Below are 25,015 nucleotides of genomic sequence, written 5' to 3'. Positions count from 1 at the left end.
CTTTCCTAACCGAAAGTGATCTGGAACCGTGGTGTAGTTGGCCTAACATGCCTGCCTGTCACGCAGGAGATCGCGGGTTCGAATCCCGTCGGTTCCGCCATTTAATTCTTAACATGAGGCAAGTTGTTCACTACATCTGCTGTATGGCACTGATGCCCTAGATAAAGTGTAGCGACTCAAGCTTAAACTTTATTATGGCTCGGTAGCTCAGTCGGTAGAGCAGAGGACTGAAAATCCTCGTGTCGGCGGTTCGATTCCGTCCCGAGCCACCTTGATAGAAAACTTAATATGCCGGTGTAGCTCAACTGGTAGAGCAACTGACTTGTAATCAGTAGGTTGGGGGTTCAAGTCCTCTCGCCGGCACCATGTAATCCTGGAGGATTAGCGAAGTGGCCAAACGCATCAGACTGTAAATCTGCTCCCGTACGGGTTCGGTGGTTCGAATCCATCATCCTCCACCAGTTTTTAGGGGCATAGTTTAAAGGTAGAACAACGGTCTCCAAAACCGTTGGTGTGGGTTCAATTCCTGCTGCCCCTGCCAATTATTTTTAATAGTAGTTTCTATATGGCGATCGTGGCGAAGTGGTTAACGCACCGGTTTGTGGATCCGGCATTCGGGGGTTCAATTCCCCTCGATCGCCCCTTTGTTATCTAATGGGGATTAGCCAAGCGGTAAGGCAACGGACTTTGACTCCGTCATGCATAGGTTCAAATCCTATATCCCCAGCCATTATGCGGAAGTGGCTCAGCGGTAGAGCATCGCCTTGCCAAGGCGAGGGTCGCGGGTTCGATTCCCGTCTTCCGCTCCATAATAAGGCGCCATAGCCAAGTGGTAAGGCACAGCTCTGCAAAAGCTTTATCCCCAGTTCGAATCTGGGTGGCGCCTCCAGCATATTTTTATTATATGCTACAATCAAATAAGCCGGCGTGGCGGAATGGCAGACGCGCTCGACTCAAAATCGAGTGGGAAACCGTGGAGGTTCGAGTCCTCTCGCCGGTATTTATTTAAAGAGTTCATTAGAGTTTATCTCTAGTGAACTCTTTTTGTATTGATTTATAATACTCTACTCTCATGATACGGCGGCGACTCTGCTCTAAAGCATTATTCTCAAGAGCGAATTATTTTAAAACAGCATTCCTCTCAGTAAATAAAGAAATGATACGTTAGGTACATGGCTTCATTTATGGCCTCTTCCATTCGATATATAAGTGGATCTTGTATTCTGTGTATTAAGTACTCTTCAAGAAAATTAGCATGATGACTCTTTAAAATAAAAATTCAGGGATATCAAACCGATTGAGGATATCATTCGTTTCTTATGATTGAACGCATTTATGCGACATTTTAATTTTTTATTTTAGGGAGGAAAGCAATAATGAACAAATCAGCAAAATATTTATCCTTACTTTTGGTATTGGGGCTATGTTTAACATTGCCACAGTTGGCCGGTGCAGAAGCATCAGCTCACCATCACATGACGGGAACAACAGACAAAAAGGACGTAAAGCCATCGTCCAAGCAAACGACGGGTTCTACAGCTAACAAAACGACCAAACCAACTAAGCCAACCCAACCAACCAAGCCAAAGAAATCAGCGCCTGCGACTACAGATAAGAAAAAGTCTACAAAGAAGAAGAGTGATACGTCCAAATCTTCTAAAGATACTAAAAAACCTGCGGGTACCCAAGTAGAGAAAAGCAAAACGTATGTAATTGAAATTTCTGATTTTGCATTTCAAACTGCAGAGCTGAAGATCAAGGTTGGTGATCGTGTTGAATTTGTAAATAAGGATCAAGTTGAGCACTCCGTTGTTGCAGAAGACGATTCTTTCGATACAGGACTACTGGGCGAGGGAGAGAAGTCGGTGGTTACGTTTAAAAAGGCGGGCGAGATCAATTATCACTGTGGGCCTCATCCAAGTATGAAAGGGGTAATTAAAGTTCTCTCCAAGTAGTCCTGTGATTGAAATGGCTCGACCTGACAGGAGAGGGGAAGACTTTTGAATGCAGGAGTATTCCGATTACCAGCTAATTCTGCTGATTAAACAGAAAAAACAAGAAGCATTATCAGAACTATATGACCGTTATGCTTCTCTCACATACTCATTCGCCTGGAAGGCTCTCCAACAGGAGGACGGTGCTCGGGAAGTGGTGCAGTCCGTTTTTGTCAGGATATGGACAACAGAGGCCGAATTTGACCCCAACAAGGGTCATTGCAGGAACTGGATCATCACCATCACACGTCATTTAGCTATCGATTGGTTACGTAAGCAACGAAGTCTGTCGAGCCAGGTGGTGTCTTATTATACGGCCGAGAAGCTGCAGAGAGTTGCAGAGCTTGCTGAACTATCGGTCGAAAGCCAAGTTGAAAAACAAATGTTGAAGGAGCAGATTAAAGGAATGCGTGCATTCCTGTCTCAGCAGCAACTTCAATTGCTCGAACATTTTTATTGGCAGGGATACAGCTTGAGTGAGTTAGCTGCACACTATCAGGAGCCTTTGGGCACAGTTAAAAGCCGACTGCACCAGACACTGAAAATACTGCGTAAGCATTTGCTTGCGGGAGGGGGAGAGTGGTAATGTCGTCAATAACCGTCTGCTCATACATGCTGGAATATCTATCGGATCCATGCTCGGAGGAGGGCAAAGCTTTCGAAAGGCATCTTGCTGATTGTGCGTCATGTAAGCTTGAATTAGAGCAATTACGGCTAGGTTGGGAGGCGATTCCAACGTATATGGAGCAAGTGAAGTTGCCATCTGATTTAAAACAACAGGTGATGGAAGCCGCATGGGGGAAAAGCAACGAATCCTTTGCTCCAGATCTTGTTGAACATAAAAGGAGTAGCAGATTCAAGCGGTTTACGAAGCGCTATAACAATCCAAAAGTGAATCTTGTAGCAGCATCTGTACTTATCCTTCTTGGTGCTAGTTTGATAGGAAATGTAGTTTTAATTCAAGAGCGCATCGAACAACCCGTAACGCTAATGAATTCGATGGATTTGCCTACTTCTGAAATACAAAAGGTTATGAAGTTGGAGTCGCTCACCTCTGGAACGAGTTATGGAGTAGCTTGTATTGTAGGCACCGGCAAAGATCAGCAGTTTGTCGTCTACCTGTTCAATCCTCCAGAGACGAAGACGAATGAGGTATATCAGGTATGGTTGAATAAGGATCAGGCGTACCATAACGCAGGCAAGCTGAAAGTAGAAAATCAAATGGGACTTGCTGTGCTCGCAATTCCTATGGGGAACCAGACATGGAGCTATGATTCCATTGCGATTACGTTGGAATCTGATTCTACGGGACGTGTTCCGCGTGGTCCGCAGATGTTTCGTTCAAGTTAACAGACTAACAACACAGAGGGGAGCGTCAACCCCTTCTGTGTTGTTTTCTATATTCCACAGGGCTAATACCGACTTGCAATTTAAGAAACTTGGTGAAGCTAGAAGGCTGTTCAAAGCCAAGAAGGTCTGCAATGCGGTAGATTGGTTCATTGGTATGGATCAGGAACTTAATACCCAGGTCGAGCAACTGCAGCTTAATGAATTCCTGAGCTGTTTTTCCAGTCTCTTTTTTCAGCATGTCGGATAAATAGTTAGGGGAGTATCCCATAGCCTGAGCGAGTGTCTTGACCCGAGGCATGCCTGATTGAGCGATTGCCTCTATGCTACATCTTTCCTTTAGAAGAGTATGAAAATGTTCAACGGAATCTTTCTGCACTGCCGTTCGCGTGATGAATTGTCTTCCATAGAAACGCTTGGCATAATTCAACAGCAACTCCAGATTGGAGATCAATAGATCTTTGCTGTAGCTGTCGAGATTGCCGCTGTACTCGATCTGAAGCTGTTGAACGATTCGCTCCAGGATTTCTTTTTCCTGATCAGATAGATGCAGAGCTTCGTTTGCCTCATACTCAAAAAAGCTGTAGTCGCCCATTTTACTCCATAGGGAACTTGAGCCAATCAGATCCGGATGAAAGCAAAGCATCCAGCTATGTGAGCCTTCTCTGTTACTTCGTGCTCCTTTTTGAAGTGTTTGTCCAGGTTTGGCAAATATCATACTGCCTTCTCTAAAATCATAATATTGTCGACCATAGATCAGATCACATTCGGAACTGTTTTTTAAAGAAATCATATAAAAATTCAGCTTGAACGGAACGTTGTAATATTCTGCTTTGGGTCTGATGGTATCCAGATCGATTACAGTAATGAGCGGGTGTTTTGGTTTGTCGTACCCAAGTAGTTCATGCAATATGGATATAGAGTCAATGATGATCACCCTTCACACTCTCCGTTCTTTATACAAGCTAACTTTTTCTGAACACGGTATGTTTGTCATTCTCTATGTTAGTCTTACACCTTTGCGCTCATGTGTACCCGCGTTGATCTCCCTATTATACTTTGTTATTTCCGTATATCACATATCCGGATTCCTCATAAAACTTGTCCATATCACGGAGGTTACCTATCTGTAATTGAGACAAGTTCATCGGTAATCAGGCTATGTCCTCTAGGTTGTTTATCTTTTAATGTACATCATAGAAACACAATACATGGGGGATCAACACAGATTCCAGCGAAGGAGAGTATACGACATGAGAGACTTCACTTTCTACAATCCAACCAGAGTTGAATTTGGTCAAGGGAAAGAAAACAAGATTGGTGCCTATATGGCAGAGTACGGTGTGAAAAAGGTTTTGCTTGTTTATGGCTCGGAACGTATTAAAAAGGATGGTCTTTATGATAAGGTAATCCAATCACTTGGTGAACAACGAATCGAATACGTTACGCTTGGCGGGATCAAAAGTAATCCGGTTATCAGTAAAGCACGTGAGGGAGTTGCACTTGCCAAAGAAAACGGCATAGATGCCGTACTTGCCGTAGGTGGTGGTTCGGTTCTGGATACAGCTAAAGTGATTGCAGCAGGTGCTGTATACGATGGAGACGTGTGGGATCTGTGCAGTTACCGAAAAATGCCTGATTCCGCGTTAAAACTGTTTGATATTTTGACTTTGTCCGCTACAGGCAGTGAGATGAACAGCTCCGCAGTAATTACGAATGAAGAGACCACTGAAAAGTTCGGCTTCAGTAGCCCGGTTGCGTTTCCAACGGTATCCGTCATTAATCCGGAACTACAAGCTACCGTTAGCCCGAACTATCTGGCATACTCTTCCGTAGATATTTTGTCCCATTGTATGGACTTGTACTTCACAGCATCGTATATCCCTGAATTTACTGCAAACCACATCGAGAACATTATCAAGACGGTTATACGTACCACAGATACTTTGCGGGCTCAACCAGAGAACTACGAGGCCAGAAGTGAATTTGCCTGGGCAGCCGCACAAGCATTGAATCGCTCGACTTTTGCAGGGGTGGAAGGTAATCGGTATGATTCTCATCTGATTGAACATTCCCTCTCAGCTCTGTATGACGTACCGCATGGTGCGGGTCTGGCTGTTGTATACCCAGCATGGACAAGGTGGCATATGTCTGCAAATCAGGCGCGGTATAAGCAATTTGCACGGAATATCTTTGGTCTTGAAACAGCAGAGGCAGGGATTGAAGCGTTGACCAACTGGTTTACACACATTGGCGCACCGATTACTCTTGAGCAAATACAGGTAGGTTCGGAGCAGATTGAGGAGATCGCGGACCACATCTACAGTACAATGGAAATGGCCAGAATGCAGACTATGTACTCAAAAGACATACTGGTAGAACTACTTCATCAAATGAAATAAATGAATATTTGAACTGACGTTGCAAGGGTCCCGTTTGGGGACCTTTGTAAACTGAACAGGACTACCATGAATATCACTTATATTCAGATACATATAGACATGTATACTTGATTTAGGGTTGGGTTGCGTAACAATATATTTTAACGATGGAGGGACGCAGGATGAGTACAGTATGGAATAAGGAAAGCATGCCGGATTGCTCAGATAAAACGGTGGTCATTACAGGAGCAAGTAGCGGGATCGGATTGGAAACGGCCATCGCAATGGCGGAGAAAAATGCAACACTGGTGCTGGCTGTTCGTAATATGGAAAAAGGTAAGGAAGCACTGGTCAAGGTCAAGGCAATCAAGCCGAGTGTTCGTGCAGAACTGATGAAATTGGATCTGGCAGACCTGGATAGTGTCAGAACATTTGCAGCAGCTTATACGCAAAAATATCCAACCCTCGATATTCTGGTTAACAATGCGGGGATTATGAATACACCTTATCGGTTGACAACGGATGGCTTTGAGTCTCAATTTGGCAGTAATCATCTGGGTCATTTTGCGCTGACAGGTTTACTTTTACCTCATCTGATTTCAACGCCTGCTTCCCGAATTGTAACACTTAGCAGTATTGCTGCTCATAACGCAAGCATAGATTTCAAAAATTTAGATGGAGCCAAGGGATACAATAGCTGGAGGTTTTACGGCCAAAGCAAGCTGGCGAATATGCTCTTTGCGAGAGAATTGAACAACCAACTGACAAAAGGAGGTTTGAGTACAGTTAGCGTAGTCTGTCATCCAGGCTTTTCTAATACCAATCTGATGTCATTTGGTTCTGGCAAACGTGCGAACCCATTGATGCGTCTGCTTACATATCTGGGTACACAGCCAGCGAATATGGGCGCATTACCTACATTGTACAGTGCAACTTCCCCACTGATTAAAGGCGGAGAATATATTGGCCCGGATGGTCGCGGGGGCAGAAAGGGACATCCTAAAAGTGATTCAATTATCAACAAACTTTATGATGTGGATGTGTCACGTAGGTTATGGGAAGTATCTGAGCAACTTACAGGTGTAACTTTCTCATTGGACCCAAAGTAAGTTAAAGGTTGACGTATAAATCAATTCAATATATTGTAGATATATTAAGTCTATAATATGAAAGGACGTGAAGAAGCTGACGACTCAACCGAGTACAGCGAATGCAGAACTATTATTTGACCTGGGTGTATGGGAAGAAGCGTGGAAGAACCGCCCGAGAAGTTCAAGATATAAGCAAAAAAGTGCCCCTTTTAATACAGAGGAAGCATTCGAACGTTGGGCCCGGAATTATCATGCCCAGTCTTTTACAGAGGAAGGCAAGAACCGCTCGGCACGCATTATGGGCTGGATTGAAAATCAGGGTGTAACGTTTGAAGGAGCCTCGGTGCTGGACGTGGGTGCGGCCTCTGGTATATTTACGATTCCTTTTGCAGAAAAGGGAGCCAGGGTCACTGCAGTTGAGCCTTCTGCTTTGCTTGTCTCGTTAATGCAGGAAACCATTCCTGCTGAACTGGAGAATAACATTACGATTGTATCCGAGCGATTTGAAGAAATCTCTATATCGGATAAAGGCTGGGAGAAACAATATGATATCGTCTTTGCCTCGATGTGTCCCGCAATGTCTGATTGGGAAACGATTGAGCAAGCTATACACTGTGCCCGAAAGTATGTTTATGTCAGTACGATTGCCGGTGCCAAAGAGCATACACTGATGGATGAGCTTAGAACAGTGCTTGACGTGGATGCTCCTTACAAGGCAGGGGACATGGCATACCTCCAGCAGTTGCTCTACCTTAAGGGATATTCTTATACAATGATTATTACGAGAGAAGTGAATGATTTTGAGATTCAGGTAGAAGAATTGATTCAACAGCTCCCTGAGTGGCTACACACCTATGAAATGCCAACCGATGCGGTAGCGTTAAGTAAAGCTGAAACATATATTCGTGACACCTATACGAACGGCCTGATTCCCTTTTCTCGCGGAGCAAGATTTGGTAAAATGCTGATTCAGCTAGAACAAGCACATATGAAAACCGTGTCTGCAGTCAAAAAGTAGACATAAAACAAACTTGAATGTATCTTCAAGGTTTAACAAATATCCCTTTTCGATGGAGTTCTAATCTATCCTTTAACAGCCCGTTCGGGATGTTTCTTACACTCCCGGTATCTTCCGGGAGTCATACCCTCCCATTTTCGAAAAGAACGGATAAAATTTTGTGGATTGGTATAACGAAGCCGTTCAGCAATTTCTTTTACCGTCCAATCTCGTTCATCCAGCCATCTTTTGGCGATATTCAGCCGGTACCTCGTCAAATACTCACTAAATGAAGCGCCAGTTTCCTTACGAAAAACGCTGCTTAAATAGTTAGCATTGTAATGAAGCCGCATTGCACATTCTTCCAGGGTTAGATCTTTGTCGTAATCTTGCTGAATAATAGCGATCACTTTCTCTGAAATGTGCTGAGACTGTACGACCTGCCTTTCTTTAAAAATGTGAATGACAGGCAGGATTACCTGATGGCTGAACCAATGCTCCACCTCAGTAGCGGATTGTAAAAAATGCAACTCTTGAAAAAGAGAACGGTGGCTCTGACTGATCTGTGCAAGTCGAATGCCAGAGTCTTGTGCAAGCTTCAAGATATGTGTTAACAGCCGCATGAGGGCGTATTGATACTCTTCTGGAGTGCACTCCAGTGAAAATAGAGTCTCTAACAGTTCAGTCAACTGTTGGGTAGCAACAGTCTCGTCTGCTTGCTGAATAGATTGAAGCAACGAATACTCTATTGCCTCTGGATAGGTCATGGCCCATGCAGCTGAAGCCAAATCATGTTGCTTATATTGTACGATAATGCCTGTCCCAAGCCGCATCCGATGTTTAAGCGCATCTATAGCTTCGTTGTATGCCTGTGGAATATGACTCATGAATGGATGTGGCTGGCTTAGACCGATACTGACCTTCAAATCCAAAACCTCACCGATCTGTTGCTGTAATCGTTCTGTTAATTTTGAAATATGCTCCGAGAACGGCAATAGATCTCCCTCCGTACTGCCAATCACGGTTACAACATGTTGTTCCAATACAATAGGAAGTAGTTGCTGATCAGGCTGAAGCGTTTCTTCAAGCATGTTCTGAATGGCAAATAAGAGCAGAGAGCGATCCTCCATTCTATATTTAGAGTGGTTTATTAGTTCAGGCTGTAGTGCTACGACGGCAATTTGTTGCCACGTAGAAGGATGTGTAACATATCCCTGTTCTCGTAATGTGCTGTGTAATGTTTTAAAGCTGGTTTTGCCTTGAAGTAACTGCATCATAGTATAGGTACGTATTTGGTTCTGATGCTGACTTAAAGTGGATTCCAGTTGAGAGTGTGCATTAGATAACTGAGAAACGCCCATTCGAATTTGTTCAAGTTCATCAGGTTTATTCACAGACTGATGTGGTACCACGGAATGCCCTTTGTGAATGATATTATCGCCTAATTGAGTAAGAATACGTCTGATGGGAGCGAGCATTCGTTGGGAGCCCAGCCACGCGAGCAGCAGCGAAAGCAAGAGTATGGCCATACTGATATATAACGTATGGAATCCGATTCTAATATAGTCTTGAGTTAATGTATTCTCGGGAGAGATGAGAATATATGTCCATCCTTTTAATGTAGAGGGACTATAAGTTAACGAATAATCTGCATTGGCAAGCTGCACTTCACGCTCAGCATAAGCGTCAGAGTACATTACAGGTGGTAACGTCTGAATATGTTCTCCGTTCTTCCGATCAAGCAGGCCTATCGCAGACAAAGGTTGTCCAATATAGGATGCATTCGGGTGAGCAATAACACGTTGTTCCCGATTTAGAATGATTAAACCGGCGACTGAGGCTTCAGTTGTCGGGGATTGCGCCAGCGGATTTTGCATATAACATGCTGGAATTCCAGCGATTAGTGCTGCATTGGACGATGCACTTGCATCGGGAATCGTTCTTGCGAGCGTAATATGATAAATACAGCCTTTATCTGAAAGACGTTGGCCTGAGATTCTCTGCTCGTCATCATCTTCGTTACTAAATATGGTTGAGGGTGCGAGTTGCCATCCCGAGGCCAGTGTATCCGCAATTAGATCTTTCATGGGCAGTGATAACGGGAAGCGGGTGTTGGCATACAAGCCAGCATGATTAATAAGCCAATCCTTGGATTGGTTGACCAAAATAATATCAAGCAGAGGTTCCCATGATTTCATATGCTGGAACTCTGTCTGCAGATCGCTCGCTTGTAACTTGCTGACTCGCCCCAGTGAATTAGAGTCCACAAGAGAACGAAGTGTAATTGGAGAGCGCACCGCTTGGTCTAGCATGTAACTAACCGTAGCGAGTTTGTGCTCTACATTGGACTGAATCTGTTCGAGAAGCTGTTGATTCGCTTGTGTCCGGTGCAGTTCTGTCTGGTTAGAAGAATAAATAAAAGCAGCAATTCCCGTGAGCAGAATTGGCACTGTACTTAACAGAAGTCCGAAGATAATCATTTTATGGAGATAGCTTAGTGATCGCACGTGTCCACCCCTTGATGGAAAATAGATTTCATTACTTCTTTATTTTAGTAAACGCTTTCAATTAGAACAATCTAATTTTTGTTTATTTGGATAAAAAAGTAATTATAGAAACGGAATCGTATAATTTACGTACGTAATAGAGACAACGGCTTTTGCATATTAGAAGGTGGGGCTTCCGTGAAATGTTTCCGTTATAAGGGTAATAACAGGTATCCCAAGTGCGGTGTTTTGGCGACAATGCCCTGAGTCCTGCCCGCAGACAGTCCAAGGTCCAAGCAGATCCCCGACCTGAGTCTAGGATCAAAAACCGTCCGCAGTCTGTTTTGAAAAGTTGCTGAATCCCCTAGAATAAGGACATAAGGTTAAACAAGAAACACGGAAACAAAAAACAAGCAAGTTTTCAACAAACGGATTAAACGATGCATTGAACAAATGCAGGGATTAGGCTAACAGCGATTAGATTGAAGTTCAAAAACAAAAAAGTAAAATCGGGAAAGGCGGTGAACAACAATTATGAGAATGAACAAGGGAAATGGCTGGGCGATTGTGTTGATTGTACTTGGTGCTCTGATTCTCTTCGGAAAGTTAACACCATTGCTTGGACATCTGATGGGTTACCTGATTCCGGTCTTGATGATTGCACTAGGGTATTACGGAATTAAAAGAGGAAATGTAACGCTCGGATGGATCGTTCTGATCATCGGTATCGTATCTCTGATGGGCAAACTGGCTTGGCTGATCGGGCCGATTATCGCAATCGGATTGATTATCTTCGGTATCTCGATGCTGAGCAACAATCGCAATTCACGTCGCCGTTATTAAGAATTTTCACGATAAACTAAAAGGAGGGACAGAACATAATGAGTGTATTTCGTCGAATGCGGGATATCACCGTAGCTAGTCTGAACGAACATCTGGAGCAAAGTCAGGACCCCGTTAAACTGATTGATCAGTTCCTGGTCTCGACCCGCCAAGACATAGGAGAAGCCGAAAAGCTTCGACACCAGTATGCGAGTCATACAAGACAAATGAAACAGCAGGCAGATCAAGCCGCCGCTATGGTTAACAAACGAGAGGAACAGGCATCTATGGCTTTGAAAGCCGGAGAGGAACATCTCGCCAAGCTGGCTCTGCAGGAGAAAATTCTCCATGAGGAAAAAATGGATCAATACACTGAATTGTACACACAAAGCGCTGCTGCACTGCAGGAACTCGATGAACAGATCAATCAGTTGAAGGCAGAGTATCAGAATGTGTATAGCAAACGCCAATATTACTACGCTCGAATGCAAACCATTCAGTTGCAGCAACGAATGAATCAACGTGGAAACTACAGTGGTCAAAATGTACCCGGTATGTTTAACAAGCTGGATGACCAAGTCTCCGATCTCGAATATGAGGCACAGAGTCTTCGGGAAATCCGGCGAATGGGTCAGGATGGTTCCGACTTATCCGGTAACATGTCATCCTCTGCACTGGACAAAGAGCTGGAGCGCTTGAAGCAAAAGCTCAATAACGATAAAAAGGAGTAGTAAAATGAATAAATTATACCGCTCAACGCGCAACCGTATGCTGACAGGTTTGATCGGCGGCATATCTGAAAATCTAGGATTAAGTACCACGCTGCTACGGATCATTTTCTTCATCAGTATCTTCGCAACGGGTGGTACATCTCTATTCATCTACTTCATCGCAGCATTGGTTGTACCTAAGGAACCTAACTACGCAGATCCGTATGTATATGGTCCCGATCACAGTAGAGGTTACAAGTAAACGAAAGGAGCAAGCACATGAGCAAACTATACCGCTCAACGCGTGACCGAATGATGACCGGTCTAATCGGCGGCATATCCGAGGCAATTGGAATGGATTCTACGCTATTACGGATCATCTTCGTCATCAGTATCTTTGCAACCGGGGGCACGACGTTGTTAATCTACTTCATCGCCGCTCTCGTCGTACCAAAGGAGCCTTTCCCACCATATGATCCATATGGTTACGGCCCGGGTGCTGGCAGAGGGTATGGTGGTTATGACCATCAGCCTCCAAGAGATCCTTTTAACAGCAACCCTAATCAACCGGGTCTCGGCTTTGGCCCTGGTCCAGGATACAACAGCAGACCGCACTCCGGCCCGCGTTCCTATGACAACAACACTTATGGCGCAGGAAGCCAGCACGAAAGTGAACTGGATTCCATGATGAAAGATATTGAGAAGAAGGCATTGAAAAAAGAAGTTGAAGAGCTTCGCCAAAAATTATCTCGTTACGAGAAGGGAGAAAAGTAAAATGGGAGTATTTAAACGGATTAAGGATATGACGAAGGCATCTGTAAATGATATGTTGGATAAAGTGGAAGATCCGATTGTAATGTTGAACCAGTACTTGCGTGATATGGAGGCCGAAATTCATGAGGCTGAGGTGACTGTTGCTAAACAAATGGCTAACGAGCGCCGCATGAAGCAACGTCTGGATGAAGCAGAACGTACTTCGGTACAACGTGAGTCCCAAGCTGAAGCTGCTCTGTCGAATGGTCAGGAAGAAGTAGCACGCAAATTGCTTGAAGAGAAAATTTATTTTGATCAAAAAATTGAGGAATACCGCGAACTGCACGCTCAATCTGAAGCACAAGCGAAAGATCTGTTGCAACAGTTGCATGATATGAAAGATGAATTCTACAAAATGCGCAACAAACGTAATGAGCTTGTATCCCGTGCACAGATGGCTAAAGCTAAGAAACAAATGTCTTCGATCAACAGCTTGCATTCCATTGAGAGCGGAAGCGCATCCCTTGGATTCCACCGCATGGAAGAGAAAATCATGCAACTTGAAGCTGAGGCAGATGTAGCTCGTGCACCATACCGCAATACTGGAGCATCCTACACCAATCCGGTTGATCTGGAGAAACAATTCAAAGTAGATCAACAATTGCAGGCTCTGAAAAACAAAATGGGCAATGGTTCCAAGAACGAAGCGATCGATACTTCTAAAGAATAACTGTTCGCTTGCTGGACAATATGATATTCTATAGATCGTGTAGCCTATACGATTCGTAGAAAAAAAGTTAAGCCATACAGGACTTCATTGCCTGCTATGGCTTTTCCGTCGAATGAAGAAAATCCAGATCGTAGATGAACTTACAGAGGAGGTGCGGCAGAAATGAGTAAAAAAAGTCACTGGATTGCAGTCATTATTATTGTGGTTGGTTTTCTAATGCTCTTTAACCGGAATATGAACCTGCTGACGGCTGCCGCACTTATTCTGTTAACGGTTGGAATGCTTCAGATTCGAAAAGGAGAAACCAAAAAAGGGTATCGCTATCTTGGTGTTGGTGCAGCCCTGTTATTGCTAGATAACTTGATGATTGTCTTTATAATTGTACTCGCCTCATTAGCTTATTTTTATTCCAAGAACAAAAAGATTCATCTACATGATGATGTCATGAAAAAACAAAATTTTATGGCCCGTTATTACTGGGATCAGTCCTCCTGGAGGCTGCGCAGTATGAGTCTATGGCATGCCATTGGCGAGGTCAATGCGGATCTGTCCCTCTCTATTCCTGAGGAAAAGCAAACGATTGTGCTGTTGCAAGGCGTTATGGGCAATGTACGTCTAACGCTACCTGAGGATTACGGAGTTGAGATTGAGGCGTCGGTGCTATTTGGCCGAATTAATCTGTTAGGCGAGCAGGATAGCGGCATGATGAATCAATTGGTATGGAGAACTCCTGGATATGAATCCAGTGAATATAAAGTGAAATTTGTTATTTCGTATATTGTTGGCGACTTAAATATTCATAATCCGTAGTACTAGGAAATGGATGAAAAAAAGGAGGAGGTCCCGGATGAAGGATAGAAAACATACCGATATGGTTACCCGAAGTATGCGTGAAGGGATCCTCCTTGTTTTCATTGTGTTTGCTGTTATTTTATATGTATTGTATACATATGGTTATCTGGCTCCATTTGCAGGCTGGCGTCATCTGATTCAATCCGGGCTGGCTCTGTTGTTACTTCTGATCGGAATTGGGGCGGTATTTGGATTTTACCAGAGTTATAGGGTGAAAAGACGGCTAGAATTGTTGACGGAAACCTTGTTGCAATGGGAAAAAGGATCACTCTCCCGTACGGTACCCGACCTCGGTCAGGATGATGTCGGCCGGCTTAGTGAACAACTGGGTCGCATAGGCAAAAAGTGGGAGGATCAGGTGTCTTCCCTCCAGCGGTTGTCCACGAACAATGCACAGCTGGCCGAACAGGCCAGAATTACAGCCATTGTAGAGGAGAGACAACGGCTTGCTAGGGAATTGCATGATGCGGTATCACAGCAGCTATTTGCGATCTCAATGACAGCAACGGCGGTAGGCCGAAAGATGGAGAAGGATTTTGAACGGGCACAGCGGCAGGTTGCTTTAATTGAAGAGATGGCTTCCGTGGCCCAGTCCGAGATGAGGGCTTTGTTGTTGCATCTTCGGCCCGTCTATCTGGAGGGAAAACAGCTGGAGCAGGGATTGCGTGATCTGGTGATGGAACTCAAAACCAAAGTACCGATGGAGATCGTGCTGGAGATGGACGAAGATATTCATCTGGTCAAAGGAATCGAGAACCATTTATTCCGGATCGTGCAAGAAGCGATGTCGAATACGTTGCGTCATGCAAAAGCGGAGAAAATGGAGATCAGATTGCAACGCCGAATGGATGCGGTTCGTGTACTGATTCGAGACGACGGGCAGGGCTTCGATCTGGATGAACAGAAGCAGGCCTCCTATGGTTTGGCGAATATGCGTGAACGGGTTACGGAGATTGGGGGAGCCATCCAATTTGTGACGGCACCTGGCAAAGGAACACGGATTGAGATTACCATCCCTCTGATGAACGATGAAAGCGAGGTAGAACATGTCAATGGAACCGGAAGTCGAAACGGAGACGGAAACGTCGATCAGAGTGTTGCTCGTGGATGATCATGAGATGGTGCGTATAGGTCTTGCCGCGGTTCTTGATACGGAAGACGGCATTGAAGTGATCGGTGAAGCCGGAAGCGGAGAGGAAGGCATCAGGCTTGCACAGGAGTATAAGCCGGACGTTGTGCTGATGGACCTTGTCATGGAAGGTATGGATGGCATTGAAGCGACACGTCAGGTACTCAAAATGAATCCGGAATGCAAAGTCATTGTGCTGACCAGTTATCTGGACGATGAGAAAATGTATCCGGTCATTGAAGCAGGAGCATTCAGCTATCTGCTGAAAACGTCCAGAGCCAATGAGGTAGCTGATGCGATTCGTGCCGCTGCCCGCGGGCAATCTGTTCTGGAGTCACAGGTAGCATCCAAGATGATGAATCGGTTCAGACAGCCGCAAGCGGCAGCACCTTTACATGAAGAGTTAACCGATCGGGAGATGGATGTTCTGCGTTTGCTGGCGCAAGGCAAGTCCAATCAGGATATTGCGGACGAATTGATCATCGGTATTAAGACGGTTAAGTTCCATGTAACCAACCTGCTAGCGAAGCTGGATGTGGATGACCGGACACAGGCCGCGATTTATGCCTATAAGAATGGATTAGCCGAGTAAGTTGATACGATAGCCAGGTAGCCGCAAGGTATGTGTCTGGAATGGAAATAAACAAAATTTTGAAAAATTTCAGATGAAAGAATCAAGGTTGAATATAACGGAAAGCTCGTTCTGCCCTAACGTGGTGGATGGGCTTTTTTTTGTATGTATTCATAGAAAGAGTCTCGTAATGGGGTTTAGGTCACGTTGGAAGGGGGCATGCTGTTGATAGATTCATAGATTGGCAGAGCGAATGGGGGAATTCACTTGGTAAAACGTTGGATGAATACAGGGGTCATTGCCATAGCCATTATAATTTTAATCGGAGTTACACAGGTATATGCAGCGAATGTAGAAGTAGAAACGAAAGGTTCTGGTACCGAAGTGGCTGAACTGGAGCAACTATTACATACAGCAGATACAGTTATCAAACATGCAGATCAATGGGTGATCAAATGGCAAGTCGCAGGCCACGGAGATGCTCGTATGCAAGCTATGAAGCTGGCAGCAGATCTGGGACTTGAAGCTCCCGTTCAGGATGTTCAAACCGGACATGAGGTCTATCGAAGCCAGGGAAAAGTTGGCGTTTCAGAATCCCCAATAGGGTTGTTGCTTAATGTGGCGAGTACAGAACAGGATGAATATTATGTGATCGTGCAGCTGGCAGGAAGAGCAAAACTGGATCGTCAGGCATTGCTTGCATTACATGGTCAGGTGGCAGAGGCAATGACTGAACACGACTTGAACGAAGCAAGCTGGAATATGTCCGTACAGGGCAAGTTAAGTGAGATGAATGAAGGGAATGACAAGCCAGCCACAATAGAGGTATCCAATATGGCTCAGGCTGGTGCGGAGAGAAAGGCCAGTGAACAGTTAGCGGCGCTGGAAGCCAAGCTCTCTGATGAACTGGAAATGATAGCAGTTGAGCGTTATGAGGATGGAGCTACAGCCAGTGTTTCCTATCAGGAGAAAGAGTTACCTTTGGAGATTATGAGCGGCTCGCACCTATTAAATATGCAGCTTGCGGTACATCAAGTCAGTGGACAGAATGATGCACGTGTTACTGTCGGTTTTCCGGTGATCACGATTGAATATTAATTGATGGAGGTAATGATATTGTAGCTGATTCCCGGCAGGGGATATGCTAAAATATCATCACATCCAAGTTGGGACTTGCTGGTAATTGTCATTTAGTTTAATCAGATCGACTGAACTGAACACTATTACATAGCTCGGGAAGCGGATAAGAAGGTCTTCCCGGAGGAAAGAGGAGCCTATGGACAATAAACAGATGCAAAATGAAGTACAGACACCAGGTGCAGTATTTTTCATTTTTGGAGCAACGGGAGATTTGGCCCGCCGGAAGTTGTTTCCGGCCATCTACAGTTTATACCGTGAAGGCAAGCTTGCTGATGACTTTGCGGTTATTGGCGTAGCCAGGCGTCCGAGGTCACAGGAACAGTTCCGGGATGATCTCCTGGAATCTATCCAGGAATTCTGCCGTTACCCGGCGGGGGATTCGCAGGAGTGGAACGCTTTTGCCGAGCATTTTGAATATAAATCACTCGATATTAACAATGTGGGCGGGTTCCGGGAACTGCGGGAGCAGACCGAACAGTTGGAGGCCAAGTTCAAAACACCGGGAAATCGGCTGTTCTATCTGGCACTGGCGCCTGAGTTGTTTGGCAGTGTGTCGTACAGTTTGAGAGATGGCGGCATGCTGGAGGGCAGTGGATGGAATCGTCTGGTGATTGAGAAGCCGTTCGGATATGATCTGCCATCGGCCGAGAAGCTGAATGAACAGATTCGCGAGGTGTTTAAGGAAGAGGAAATCTATCGGATTGATCACTACCTGGGCAAGGAAATGGTGCAAAATATCGAAGTGATTCGCTTCGGGAACGCCTTCTTCGAACCGCTCTGGAACAATAAACACATCGCCAATGTTCAGATTACACTAGGTGAGACAGTTGGTGTAGAGGAGCGTGGAGGATATTATGACCACTCCGGTGCACTCCGTGATATGGGTCAGAATCATATGTTGCAGATGCTGACGATGATTGCGATGGAACCGCCAAGCCGTCTGTTTCCGGAGGATATCCGGGATGAAAAGGTGAAGGTGCTTCGTTCGTTGCGTGAGTTTACGTCGGATGAAGATGTGCGTAACAACGTGGTACGTGCCCAGTATACGGAAGGGGAGTCCCGAGGCAAACAGCTTCCGGGCTACCGTCAGGAAGACAAGGTTGATCCGGAGTCCAATACGGAGACGTACTTTGCAGCACGCGTATTCGTTGATAACTTTCGCTGGGCCGGTGTACCGTTTTACATTCGGACAGGCAAACGTCTGCCGGTGAAAACTACGGAAATTGTGGTTGAGTTCAAATCGATGCCGAACAACGTATACCTCGGTAAAAAATATAAGCTGGAGCCGAACCTGCTCGTGATTCGGGTAAATCCGATGGAAGGCATTTATATTAAAATTAATGCCAAAAAGCCGGGCTCTGATTCCGAGATTCAGCCCCTGGCGATGGACTTCTGTCAGAGCTGCATGATCGGAATCAACTCGCCCGAGGCTTATGAGCGCCTGCTGCATGATGCAGCAGAAGGCGACTCAACATACTTCACCCGCTGGGATGAAGTGGCGACCGCATGGTCTTTTGTTGACCGGATCGCGGCCGCTTGGGGACGCAATCAGGGTGAATTGCACACATATCCCGCAGGAACGTGGGGCCCGGAGGAGACAGCGAAGTTGCTGGAGCAGGATGGTTTCCACTGGTGGCCAGTGAATGGGCAGGATGAGGATAGCGTCATTTGGCATGTGAACAGTTAAGCTCATGAGGGAATCGACCATAAAAGAATTTAAAGGTTATTAAGGGATAACGCGAATGTTCAGGTGGTTTCCCATCGGAATGCTCTGTGTAACTCCCTTTAGTTCAACTATCTGTGTTAAAAGAGGGCCTTGGAAGATCGCATGAGAGATGCGGTCTTTCAGGCTTTTTTCTGTTGATAGTGAATCGAATTCACGGACATAGAAGTAGATCCAAAGAGGTTCCACCAAAAGGAAATAAATAATTTAAATTAAGTTGTTGACAAAAAGTAAGTGGATAACTTATACTCAACACATGAGTTAAAGAGTTAAGCAAAAGACCTGCTGAGTTCGGTCAAAAAAATGATATATAAATCCGACGCAGAGGAACATTCATGAGATAAAAGGTAAACCAGTTGAAGGGGTTTGCGGGCAGACAGTATCATGAAAAAATTTTCGCATAATATCTTTAATCTAAGAATACTATTTTGTATATATCGAATGGAGGAAAAGAAAATGATGTTGGATGTAGGGTTGTTGTTGATTCGTTTGGTGATTGGTTTGTCGTTCATGGCGCACGGGGCACAGAAGCTGTTTGGATGGTTCGGGGGTTACGGCATCAAAGGTACAGGCGGTTGGTTTGAATCGATGGGCATGAAACCTGGTGCACTCGTTGCTTTGCTGGCAGGACTTGCAGAGTTCGGCGGCGGATTATTGCTGGCGCTGGGTCTGCTGACACCGGTAGGTGGCATCCTGATCGCACTGACTATGGTGATTGCCATCGTTAAAGTACACGGTGCTAACGGTTACTGGTCTACACAGAACGGATTCGAGTATAACCTCGCCATCCTTGTGGTGGGCGTAGCTCTGGCTCTGACAGGCGGCGGGCAATATGCGCTGGATGCAATGATTTTCTAAAATCGAATGATCTGTAAGACATGAGAGGAACCCGGATGCCAGTTACATGGCGGAAGGGTTCTTTTTTTTGCGAAGAAAAGTGTTGAATTGGTGGAACGTAATCGGTTATTTTCAGCACAGATTATGGTACAATAGGAGAGTTGAATTGAGAACGAGGGAAAAAGCATGAATGGAAGCACCGATCTGAAAGGATGAACTCCATTGTAAATGTGTAAAATGAATTTATCGTGTACCTCTGATGATGAGGATGACATGCGAGTTTATAATCAACCGGATTAGCCGGGTGGCATAAAGTTTTAGATTTTACAACTACGTTTGAAAGTTTACCGAGTGAATCTATGGACGACCGGCACTGACCGGATTAACGTGAATGAACGGATGAAAGGGATAGACGCTATGAGCAAAGCTGCAAATAACATTCTTCAAAAGGAAGTGGACAAACGTCGCACGTTTGCCATTATCTCTCACCCCGATGCGGGTAAAACGACATTGACCGAGAAGCTACTGTTGTTCGGGGGCGCGATTCGCCTTGCGGGAACAGTTAAAGCCCGGAAAGCAAGCAAACACGCAACAAGTGACTGGATGGAAATCGAGAAACAGCGGGGGATCTCGGTTACGTCCTCTGTCATGCAGTTTGATTATCTGGATCATCGGGTCAACATTTTGGATACTCCAGGTCACCAAGACTTCAGTGAGGACACGTATCGTACACTGACAGCTGCCGACAGCGCGGTGATGTTGATTGACGTGGCAAAAGGTGTCGAGGCACAGACGATCAAATTGTTCCAGGTATGTGCGAAGCGTGGCATTCCGATCTTTACGTTTATCAACAAACTGGACCGTGAGGGACAAAGTCCGTTTGACCTGATGGAAGAACTGGAAAACGTATTGGGTATTCGCTCCGTCCCTATGAACTGGCCGATTGGTACAGGCCGTGATCTGTGCGGTGTGTACGACCGGATGAAAAATCAGGTGGAGCTGTTCCAAGGCGACGATCATTCGACGATCAAAGTGCAAAAAGTCGATGGATACAAAGATCCGATTATCCGTGAGATGGCGGGTGAGTACCTGCATGATCAGTTATGTCAGGAGCTTGAGCTTCTGGATGTAGCAGGTGACCCATTTGATATGGAAAAGGTACAGAAGGGTGAATTGACACCGATTTTCTTCGGTAGTGCCATCAACAATTTTGGTGTGCAGACGTTCCTTGAGAATTTCTTGGAGCTTGCTCCGAAGCCAGAACCACGCCGCAGTACCGCTGGCGAAATTGAACCAACGAATGAGAAGTTCACGGGTTATGTATTCAAAATTCAGGCGAATATGAACCCTGCGCACCGCGACCGGATCGCGTTCTTGCGGATTGTGTCAGGTAAGTTCGAGCGCGGCATGAGCGTGAAGCATAATCGTGTAGGCAAAGAAATTAAGCTGTCCCAACCGCAGCAATTCCTGGCACAGGATCGGGATATCGTCGAAGAGGCTTATGCTGGCGACATCATCGGTCTGTTCGATCCGGGAATTTTCCGGATTGGTGATTCGCTGAGTCAGGGCAGTGAAGTGGTATTTGATGAATTGCCAACGTTCTCGCCAGAGATTTTTGCCAAAGTGACAGTTAAAAATGCCTTGAAACACAAACAGTATCAAAAAGGGATCGATCAGCTTACGGAGGAAGGTACTATTCAGGTATTTAACACGGTGAGCTTTGATGAGACCATTCTGGGCGTAGTCGGTCAGCTCCAGTTCGAGGTATTCGAATACCGGATGAAGGGTGAATATGGGGTAGATGTGCAGTTGCAACGGATGCAGTATCAGTTTGCCCGCTGGATCGTGGACGAGAACTTAGACCCGAGCAAATTCCGGATTAACTCTGCCCTGGTAAAAGATAAAAAGGGCAATTACGTTGTACTGTTCGAGAATGAGTATGCGATGAGAACGGCGATCGATAAAAATCCAACGGCAAAGTTCCTCGAAACCGCGCCTTAATGTTATCTTGATATAATGAAATCCCTCCGCCGGGTGGTGGAGGGATTTTTTTGCTTTACCCTTACCGATCTCGGCGGGGTTGATCCTGCCGGGTTAGGGGAGCTTTTTTTGCAGACAGAACAAACGGTTTGATGGTTCCCTTCACCCGTCAGTGCTTCAATTATCGAAGCGGTTGTACGGGAATGGTGTGCAGATGCTCCTGCGCGATCTGAATCAGTTCCTCCTGCTTGGCAGGCTCTGTGTTCTTCCAGATCATCTCGAAAATGGCGCCAAGTCCAGGCAACGCTGCTTCGGGTCCGTCTACTGAACCTTCGATCATCTCCCGGAGCTGGTCATCACTTTTGTCATGAACCTTATGAACAATCGCTTCACGCAGGCTTAATGTAATGGGCATCGCAATTCCCTCCTCGGTTTATTCGGCTGCTGTATTACTGTTCCCTGTGGAGGGTGAGCGCATTCAAGTTTTTCCGTCTTTGTGGTATACTACGAAGGATTATTTACGTTGGCATCGTACCAGAACTGGTGCGTCTTGCCGTAATGCAGCGGGAGGTTAAATACCCTGATGGCGAAGAAACAATATGCTGTAATCGGTATGGGACGATTCGGATCAAGTATAGCGAATGCGCTGAGCGGCATGGGATTTGACGTGCTGGCGATTGACGCGAACGAGCAGCGGACGCAGGAGATGTCCAATGTGGTAACCCATGCAGTATCGGCAGACTCAACGGATGAAGAAGCGCTGCGAGCGCTGGGCATACGTAATTTTGACGTTGTTGTTGTAGCGATTGGTGAAGATATACAGGCGAGTATTTTGACTACTTTGATATTGAAGGATATGGGTGTGCCCGTGCTGATTGTAAAAGCTCAAAATGAGTTACATGGCAAGGTGTTGCAGAAGATTGGTGCGGACAAAGTCATTTACCCGGAACGGGATATGGGTCTGCGTGTAGCGCATCACTTAACATCACCCAACATTCTGGACTATATTGAATTATCCGAGGATTACAGCATTTTGGAGATCAGAGCATCCGAGCAGATGATTGGCAAAAACCTGCTGGAGCTGAACATTCGGGCGCGTTTCGGCTGTAACGTCATGGCCATTAAAAGCGGAGGTTCAATGAACATCTCCCCTTATGCCGAGGATCGGATTGCAGATGGAGATGTGCTGGTTATTGTGGGGCACAAGGATCATCTGACGAAGCTTGAGCTGGCCTATCCGAAGTGATTAAGGAATAATAATGAGCCCGAAAATGGGAAGGATGGAACGATGGATATTGTATCACCGCAAAATACACGTGTAAAAGAGTGGGCACAGTTGCTGGAGAAAAAGCATCGAACCCGTCAACATAAATATATAATTGAGGGCATTCATCTCGTACAGGAAGCGCTACGTGCCGGAGCTGATCTGGAGTGTATCGTATACGACGGTGAGCAGGGAGTGCCTATAGAGCTGGCTGGACTGGAGAATCCACTGAAGCGAGTCGAGTGGGTCAGTGTGTCTCCTGCCGTGATCGCCAAATGTACGGATACGATGACGCCTCAGCCGGTATTTGCAATCGTGCGAAAAAGCAAAGAGCCACTGCAAAGTCTGATTGCAGAGCGGCAAGGATTGGTCGTTGTGCTGGACAATGTGCAAGATCCCGGAAATGTGGGCACGATCATTCGCAGTGCGGATGCCGCCGGAGCGGCAGGTGTCGTTCTTGGCGCTGGTTGTGCGGATGTGTATAATCCGAAGACGATTCGATCAACGATGGGCTCTTTGTTCCATTTGCCGATTGTGGAGGGAGAATTGCAGTCGTTGCTTCCTGAGGCAAAAGCCGCAGGTGTGAGGCTGGTTAGCACCTCTTTGCAGGCAGAGTATTCGTGTTACAGTTATGATTTTACCCAGCCGGTGTGGCTTGTCATTGGCAATGAAGGCAAGGGAATCTCGGACACCACGGCACAGCTCGTAGATGACGCAATTACGATTCCGATGCAAGGACAAGCGGAGTCGCTTAACGCCGCGATGGCAGCAACGATATTGTTGTTTGAAGCGATGCGGCAGCGGATGGGTTGAAATAGTACCTACCCTTATTATCCACCCCTATTACCTCCACCAATTGAATGGAGACTGGAAAAAGTGAGGGTTTTCCCTCAGCAGATTTCAGTCTTTTTGGTGATGATGTGAAACATTGAATGACCTATTCCACCTTCAATATGAAGTGTCTGGAATAGGTTTTATTTTTATTCAGGATTGAATTTACCAAATTAAATCGAACGATATCATAGACCTAAACCAATATATAGTATCAGCAGAAAGGGGGATGGGAAATGAGTGAAGAGAATGAGTACATAACATTGGTGAAACTGACCTTGGCTGGAGACCATGAGGCTTATGGAGAGTTATATGAGAAGACGGTAACGGATGTGTATCGTACGGTTCGTTTTCTAGTGCATGTGCGCTGATTATGCTAGCTATTCTTTTTCCGTCCGTCCTATCTAATGGCTACCTCTCATCCTCAACCGATATTGGTGCGGTGTGGTGTTGGTGGCTTTACGAAATATTTTGCAAAAATAAGAGGGGCTAGACATGCCGACACGGTGGCCGATCTCAGGAATGGATAAAGATGTACGACCAAGCAGTACGCAGGCTTGACGAATACGTGTGGCCTGAGCATATGCAATAATGCTGGTGCCGGTCGCCTTTTTAAACACATGGGACAGGTGATAGGGAGAGAGATGCAACTCACTCGCAATGTGTTCTAAACGAAAAGGTTCCGCGTAGTGTTGCTCAATCCATTGCATGGTTGCTTGGGCGTGGGGATCAATGATCTCTGAATGACCTGTTGGTTGGTTTGACAAATACTGATCCGGGAGACCGGCTGTTCTGTTCCAGATGTGACGTAGTTGCGTCAGTACATCCAGTACAAAAAGACAAGCATCTTCAGCAAGCTCATAAGGTAATAACTCAGGGTATTGTTCTCCGAAATGTTCCATTCGCTGAATGAGCGGTGAATCCGGTACGAGAAAGATCGGTTGAATAGAATACTGCTCATTGAGAAGGTGCTCGGTAAAATGATGCGTGGTTATGAAGTGTGGCCAATAGGCGTGTAGTAACTCTAACTCCACCATAAGCACCGTGCGTACAAATGGGTGTGCTTCAGATACCTGAATTTGCACATGGTGCATCTGAAAGGGGCGGAAAATCATAAGCGTACCCGGTTCAAGTGGAAATACCTTTCCCTCGGTAATCAACTGCCCGTAACCGTCATGAATATAAGTTAATTCCAGTTGTGAATGAGCATGAAAAACCTCACGAAAGGTTGCACGGGATGTACGGCGGCATACCAGGCTGAATTGCCTATCACTTATATGTGGCATAGAAACCAGATGACCTCCCTTACCATCGCAAGATAGTTATATTTTATCACAGAATACATGCATAAAAGCGCTCTATTCTGAGGTATTGTGA

25 protein-coding genes and 10 tRNA genes are annotated in these 25,015 nt (G+C 45.6%); 31 read left to right on the top strand and 4 right to left on the bottom strand.

The window, feature by feature from the left end:
* Positions 1–22: 22 nt before the first annotated feature.
* From BLQ13_RS12235 to BLQ13_RS12175, 13 genes are all read left to right on the top strand, one after another.
* Positions 23–100 (top strand) — tRNA-Asp (locus tag BLQ13_RS12235).
* Positions 101–196: 96 nt separating this feature from the next.
* A tRNA-Phe gene (locus BLQ13_RS12230) sits at positions 197–269 on the top strand.
* 21 nt (positions 270–290) lie between these two features.
* A tRNA-Thr gene (locus BLQ13_RS12225) sits at positions 291–366 on the top strand.
* Between the two features lie 9 nt (positions 367–375).
* Positions 376–461, top strand: a tRNA-Tyr gene (locus BLQ13_RS12220).
* Between the two features lie 6 nt (positions 462–467).
* Positions 468–541 (top strand) — tRNA-Trp (locus tag BLQ13_RS12215).
* Between the two features lie 27 nt (positions 542–568).
* A tRNA-His gene (locus BLQ13_RS12210) sits at positions 569–641 on the top strand.
* Positions 642–655: 14 nt separating this feature from the next.
* Positions 656–730 (top strand) — tRNA-Gln (locus tag BLQ13_RS12205).
* A gap of 4 nt (positions 731–734) precedes the next feature.
* Positions 735–809, top strand: a tRNA-Gly gene (locus tag BLQ13_RS12200).
* A 6-nt stretch (positions 810–815) separates the two neighbouring features.
* Positions 816–889: transfer RNA gene (locus BLQ13_RS12195), tRNA-Cys, on the top strand.
* A gap of 32 nt (positions 890–921) precedes the next feature.
* Positions 922–1,000 (top strand) — tRNA-Leu (locus tag BLQ13_RS12190).
* Between the two features lie 376 nt (positions 1,001–1,376).
* Positions 1,377–1,955 (top strand): plastocyanin/azurin family copper-binding protein, encoded by a 579-nt coding sequence (locus BLQ13_RS12185; RefSeq protein ID WP_090919735.1) that lies wholly within the window; start codon positions 1,377–1,379, stop codon positions 1,953–1,955.
* 49 nt (positions 1,956–2,004) lie between these two features.
* Positions 2,005–2,580, top strand: coding sequence for an RNA polymerase sigma factor (locus BLQ13_RS12180; RefSeq protein WP_090919732.1), 576 nt, complete (start codon positions 2,005–2,007; stop codon positions 2,578–2,580).
* Complete coding sequence (locus BLQ13_RS12175; RefSeq protein WP_090919729.1) at positions 2,580–3,344, top strand: anti-sigma factor; 765 nt, start codon at positions 2,580–2,582, stop codon at positions 3,342–3,344. The genes BLQ13_RS12180 and BLQ13_RS12175 overlap by 1 nt, the downstream gene beginning before the upstream one ends.
* 25 nt (positions 3,345–3,369) lie before the next feature.
* On the opposite strand, the gene BLQ13_RS12170 is transcribed toward BLQ13_RS12175, so the two are convergent.
* Positions 3,370–4,278 carry a helix-turn-helix domain-containing protein gene (locus BLQ13_RS12170; protein ID WP_090919726.1) on the bottom strand — a complete coding sequence of 303 codons (909 nt, stop codon included), beginning with the start codon at positions 4,276–4,278 and terminating at the stop codon, positions 3,370–3,372.
* Between the two features lie 316 nt (positions 4,279–4,594).
* Here BLQ13_RS12170 and BLQ13_RS12165 point away from each other — a divergent pair, with 316 nt between their 5' ends.
* The 3 genes from BLQ13_RS12165 to BLQ13_RS12155 all read left to right on the top strand — a co-directional run bounded on the left by BLQ13_RS12165 (position 4,595) and on the right by BLQ13_RS12155 (position 7,831).
* Entirely contained in the window at positions 4,595–5,743 is a 1,149-nt protein-coding gene (locus BLQ13_RS12165) for an iron-containing alcohol dehydrogenase (RefSeq protein ID WP_090919724.1), read from the top strand.
* A 161-nt stretch (positions 5,744–5,904) separates the two neighbouring features.
* Positions 5,905–6,831, top strand: coding sequence for an oxidoreductase (locus BLQ13_RS12160; protein ID WP_090919721.1), 927 nt, complete (start codon positions 5,905–5,907; stop codon positions 6,829–6,831).
* Positions 6,832–6,898: 67 nt separating this feature from the next.
* A complete protein-coding gene (locus BLQ13_RS12155) occupies positions 6,899–7,831 on the top strand; it encodes a class I SAM-dependent methyltransferase (RefSeq protein WP_090919718.1) in 933 nt (310 codons plus the stop codon).
* A gap of 65 nt (positions 7,832–7,896) precedes the next feature.
* Here BLQ13_RS12155 and BLQ13_RS12150 read toward each other — a convergent pair whose 3' ends face one another.
* Positions 7,897–10,317, bottom strand: a complete 2,421-nt coding sequence (locus tag BLQ13_RS12150; RefSeq protein WP_139168885.1) for a helix-turn-helix domain-containing protein — start codon at positions 10,315–10,317, stop codon at positions 7,897–7,899.
* 513 nt (positions 10,318–10,830) lie between these two features.
* Here BLQ13_RS12150 and BLQ13_RS12145 point away from each other — a divergent pair.
* The 12 genes from BLQ13_RS12145 to BLQ13_RS12090 all read left to right on the top strand — a co-directional run bounded on the left by BLQ13_RS12145 (position 10,831) and on the right by BLQ13_RS12090 (position 21,564).
* Positions 10,831–11,139 (top strand): LiaF transmembrane domain-containing protein, encoded by a 309-nt coding sequence (locus tag BLQ13_RS12145; RefSeq protein ID WP_090919712.1) that lies wholly within the window; start codon positions 10,831–10,833, stop codon positions 11,137–11,139.
* Positions 11,140–11,177: 38 nt separating this feature from the next.
* Entirely contained in the window at positions 11,178–11,849 is a 672-nt protein-coding gene (locus BLQ13_RS12140; protein ID WP_090919709.1) for a PspA/IM30 family protein, read from the top strand.
* A 4-nt stretch (positions 11,850–11,853) separates the two neighbouring features.
* Positions 11,854–12,090 (top strand): PspC domain-containing protein, encoded by a 237-nt coding sequence (locus tag BLQ13_RS12135; protein ID WP_090919706.1) that lies wholly within the window; start codon positions 11,854–11,856, stop codon positions 12,088–12,090.
* Between the two features lie 17 nt (positions 12,091–12,107).
* Positions 12,108–12,602: a PspC domain-containing protein gene (locus tag BLQ13_RS12130; RefSeq protein ID WP_090919703.1), complete on the top strand. Its 495-nt coding sequence runs from the start codon at positions 12,108–12,110 to the stop codon at positions 12,600–12,602.
* Position 12,603: 1 nt separating this feature from the next.
* Positions 12,604–13,311: a PspA/IM30 family protein gene (locus tag BLQ13_RS12125; protein WP_090919700.1), complete on the top strand. Its 708-nt coding sequence runs from the start codon at positions 12,604–12,606 to the stop codon at positions 13,309–13,311.
* 162 nt (positions 13,312–13,473) lie between these two features.
* Positions 13,474–14,121 carry a cell wall-active antibiotics response protein LiaF gene (liaF, locus tag BLQ13_RS12120; protein ID WP_090919697.1) on the top strand — a complete coding sequence of 216 codons (648 nt, stop codon included), beginning with the start codon at positions 13,474–13,476 and terminating at the stop codon, positions 14,119–14,121.
* Between the two features lie 37 nt (positions 14,122–14,158).
* Entirely contained in the window at positions 14,159–15,274 is a 1,116-nt protein-coding gene (locus BLQ13_RS12115; protein WP_090919694.1) for a sensor histidine kinase, read from the top strand.
* Positions 15,216–15,884, top strand: coding sequence for a response regulator transcription factor (locus tag BLQ13_RS12110; protein WP_090919691.1), 669 nt, complete (start codon positions 15,216–15,218; stop codon positions 15,882–15,884). Before BLQ13_RS12115 ends, BLQ13_RS12110 begins: the two co-directional genes overlap by 59 nt.
* A 246-nt stretch (positions 15,885–16,130) precedes the next feature.
* Complete coding sequence (locus BLQ13_RS12105) at positions 16,131–16,961, top strand: YwmB family TATA-box binding protein (protein WP_090919688.1); 831 nt, start codon at positions 16,131–16,133, stop codon at positions 16,959–16,961.
* A gap of 178 nt (positions 16,962–17,139) precedes the next feature.
* Positions 17,140–18,690, top strand: coding sequence for a glucose-6-phosphate dehydrogenase (gene zwf, locus BLQ13_RS12100; RefSeq protein WP_090919685.1), 1,551 nt, complete (start codon positions 17,140–17,142; stop codon positions 18,688–18,690).
* A gap of 495 nt (positions 18,691–19,185) precedes the next feature.
* The gene (locus tag BLQ13_RS12095) at positions 19,186–19,584 is read left to right on the top strand and encodes a DoxX family protein (RefSeq protein WP_090919812.1); all 399 of its coding nucleotides are present in this window, start codon (positions 19,186–19,188) and stop codon (positions 19,582–19,584) included.
* A 396-nt stretch (positions 19,585–19,980) separates the two neighbouring features.
* Positions 19,981–21,564, top strand: a complete 1,584-nt coding sequence (locus tag BLQ13_RS12090) for a peptide chain release factor 3 (RefSeq protein WP_090919682.1) — start codon at positions 19,981–19,983, stop codon at positions 21,562–21,564.
* Between the two features lie 160 nt (positions 21,565–21,724).
* On the opposite strand, the gene sspI is transcribed toward BLQ13_RS12090, so the two are convergent.
* Positions 21,725–21,958, bottom strand: coding sequence for a small acid-soluble spore protein SspI (gene sspI / locus BLQ13_RS12085; RefSeq protein WP_036673259.1), 234 nt, complete (start codon positions 21,956–21,958; stop codon positions 21,725–21,727).
* A gap of 168 nt (positions 21,959–22,126) precedes the next feature.
* Here sspI and BLQ13_RS12080 point away from each other — a divergent pair, with 168 nt between their 5' ends.
* The 3 genes from BLQ13_RS12080 (at position 22,127) to BLQ13_RS29005 (ending at position 24,009) form a co-directional block, all read left to right on the top strand.
* Complete coding sequence (locus tag BLQ13_RS12080; RefSeq protein WP_090919680.1) at positions 22,127–22,789, top strand: potassium channel family protein; 663 nt, start codon at positions 22,127–22,129, stop codon at positions 22,787–22,789.
* A gap of 42 nt (positions 22,790–22,831) precedes the next feature.
* The gene (locus BLQ13_RS12075) at positions 22,832–23,620 is read left to right on the top strand and encodes a TrmH family RNA methyltransferase (protein ID WP_090919678.1); all 789 of its coding nucleotides are present in this window, start codon (positions 22,832–22,834) and stop codon (positions 23,618–23,620) included.
* A gap of 254 nt (positions 23,621–23,874) precedes the next feature.
* Positions 23,875–24,009, top strand: coding sequence for a hypothetical protein (locus BLQ13_RS29005; protein ID WP_276326739.1), 135 nt, complete (start codon positions 23,875–23,877; stop codon positions 24,007–24,009).
* Between the two features lie 33 nt (positions 24,010–24,042).
* Here the strand turns inward: BLQ13_RS29005 and BLQ13_RS12065 are convergent, their stop codons facing one another.
* Entirely contained in the window at positions 24,043–24,924 is an 882-nt protein-coding gene (locus tag BLQ13_RS12065) for an AraC family transcriptional regulator (RefSeq protein WP_090919675.1), read from the bottom strand.
* Between the last annotated feature and the right edge of the window lie 91 nt (positions 24,925–25,015).

This window comes from Paenibacillus polysaccharolyticus, assembly GCF_900102085.1.
Classification (GTDB): Bacteria; Bacillota; Bacilli; order Paenibacillales; family Paenibacillaceae; genus Paenibacillus; species Paenibacillus polysaccharolyticus.
The sequence above is the reverse complement of the archived record's forward strand: the minus strand, read 5'-3'. Positions and strand labels throughout refer to the sequence as shown.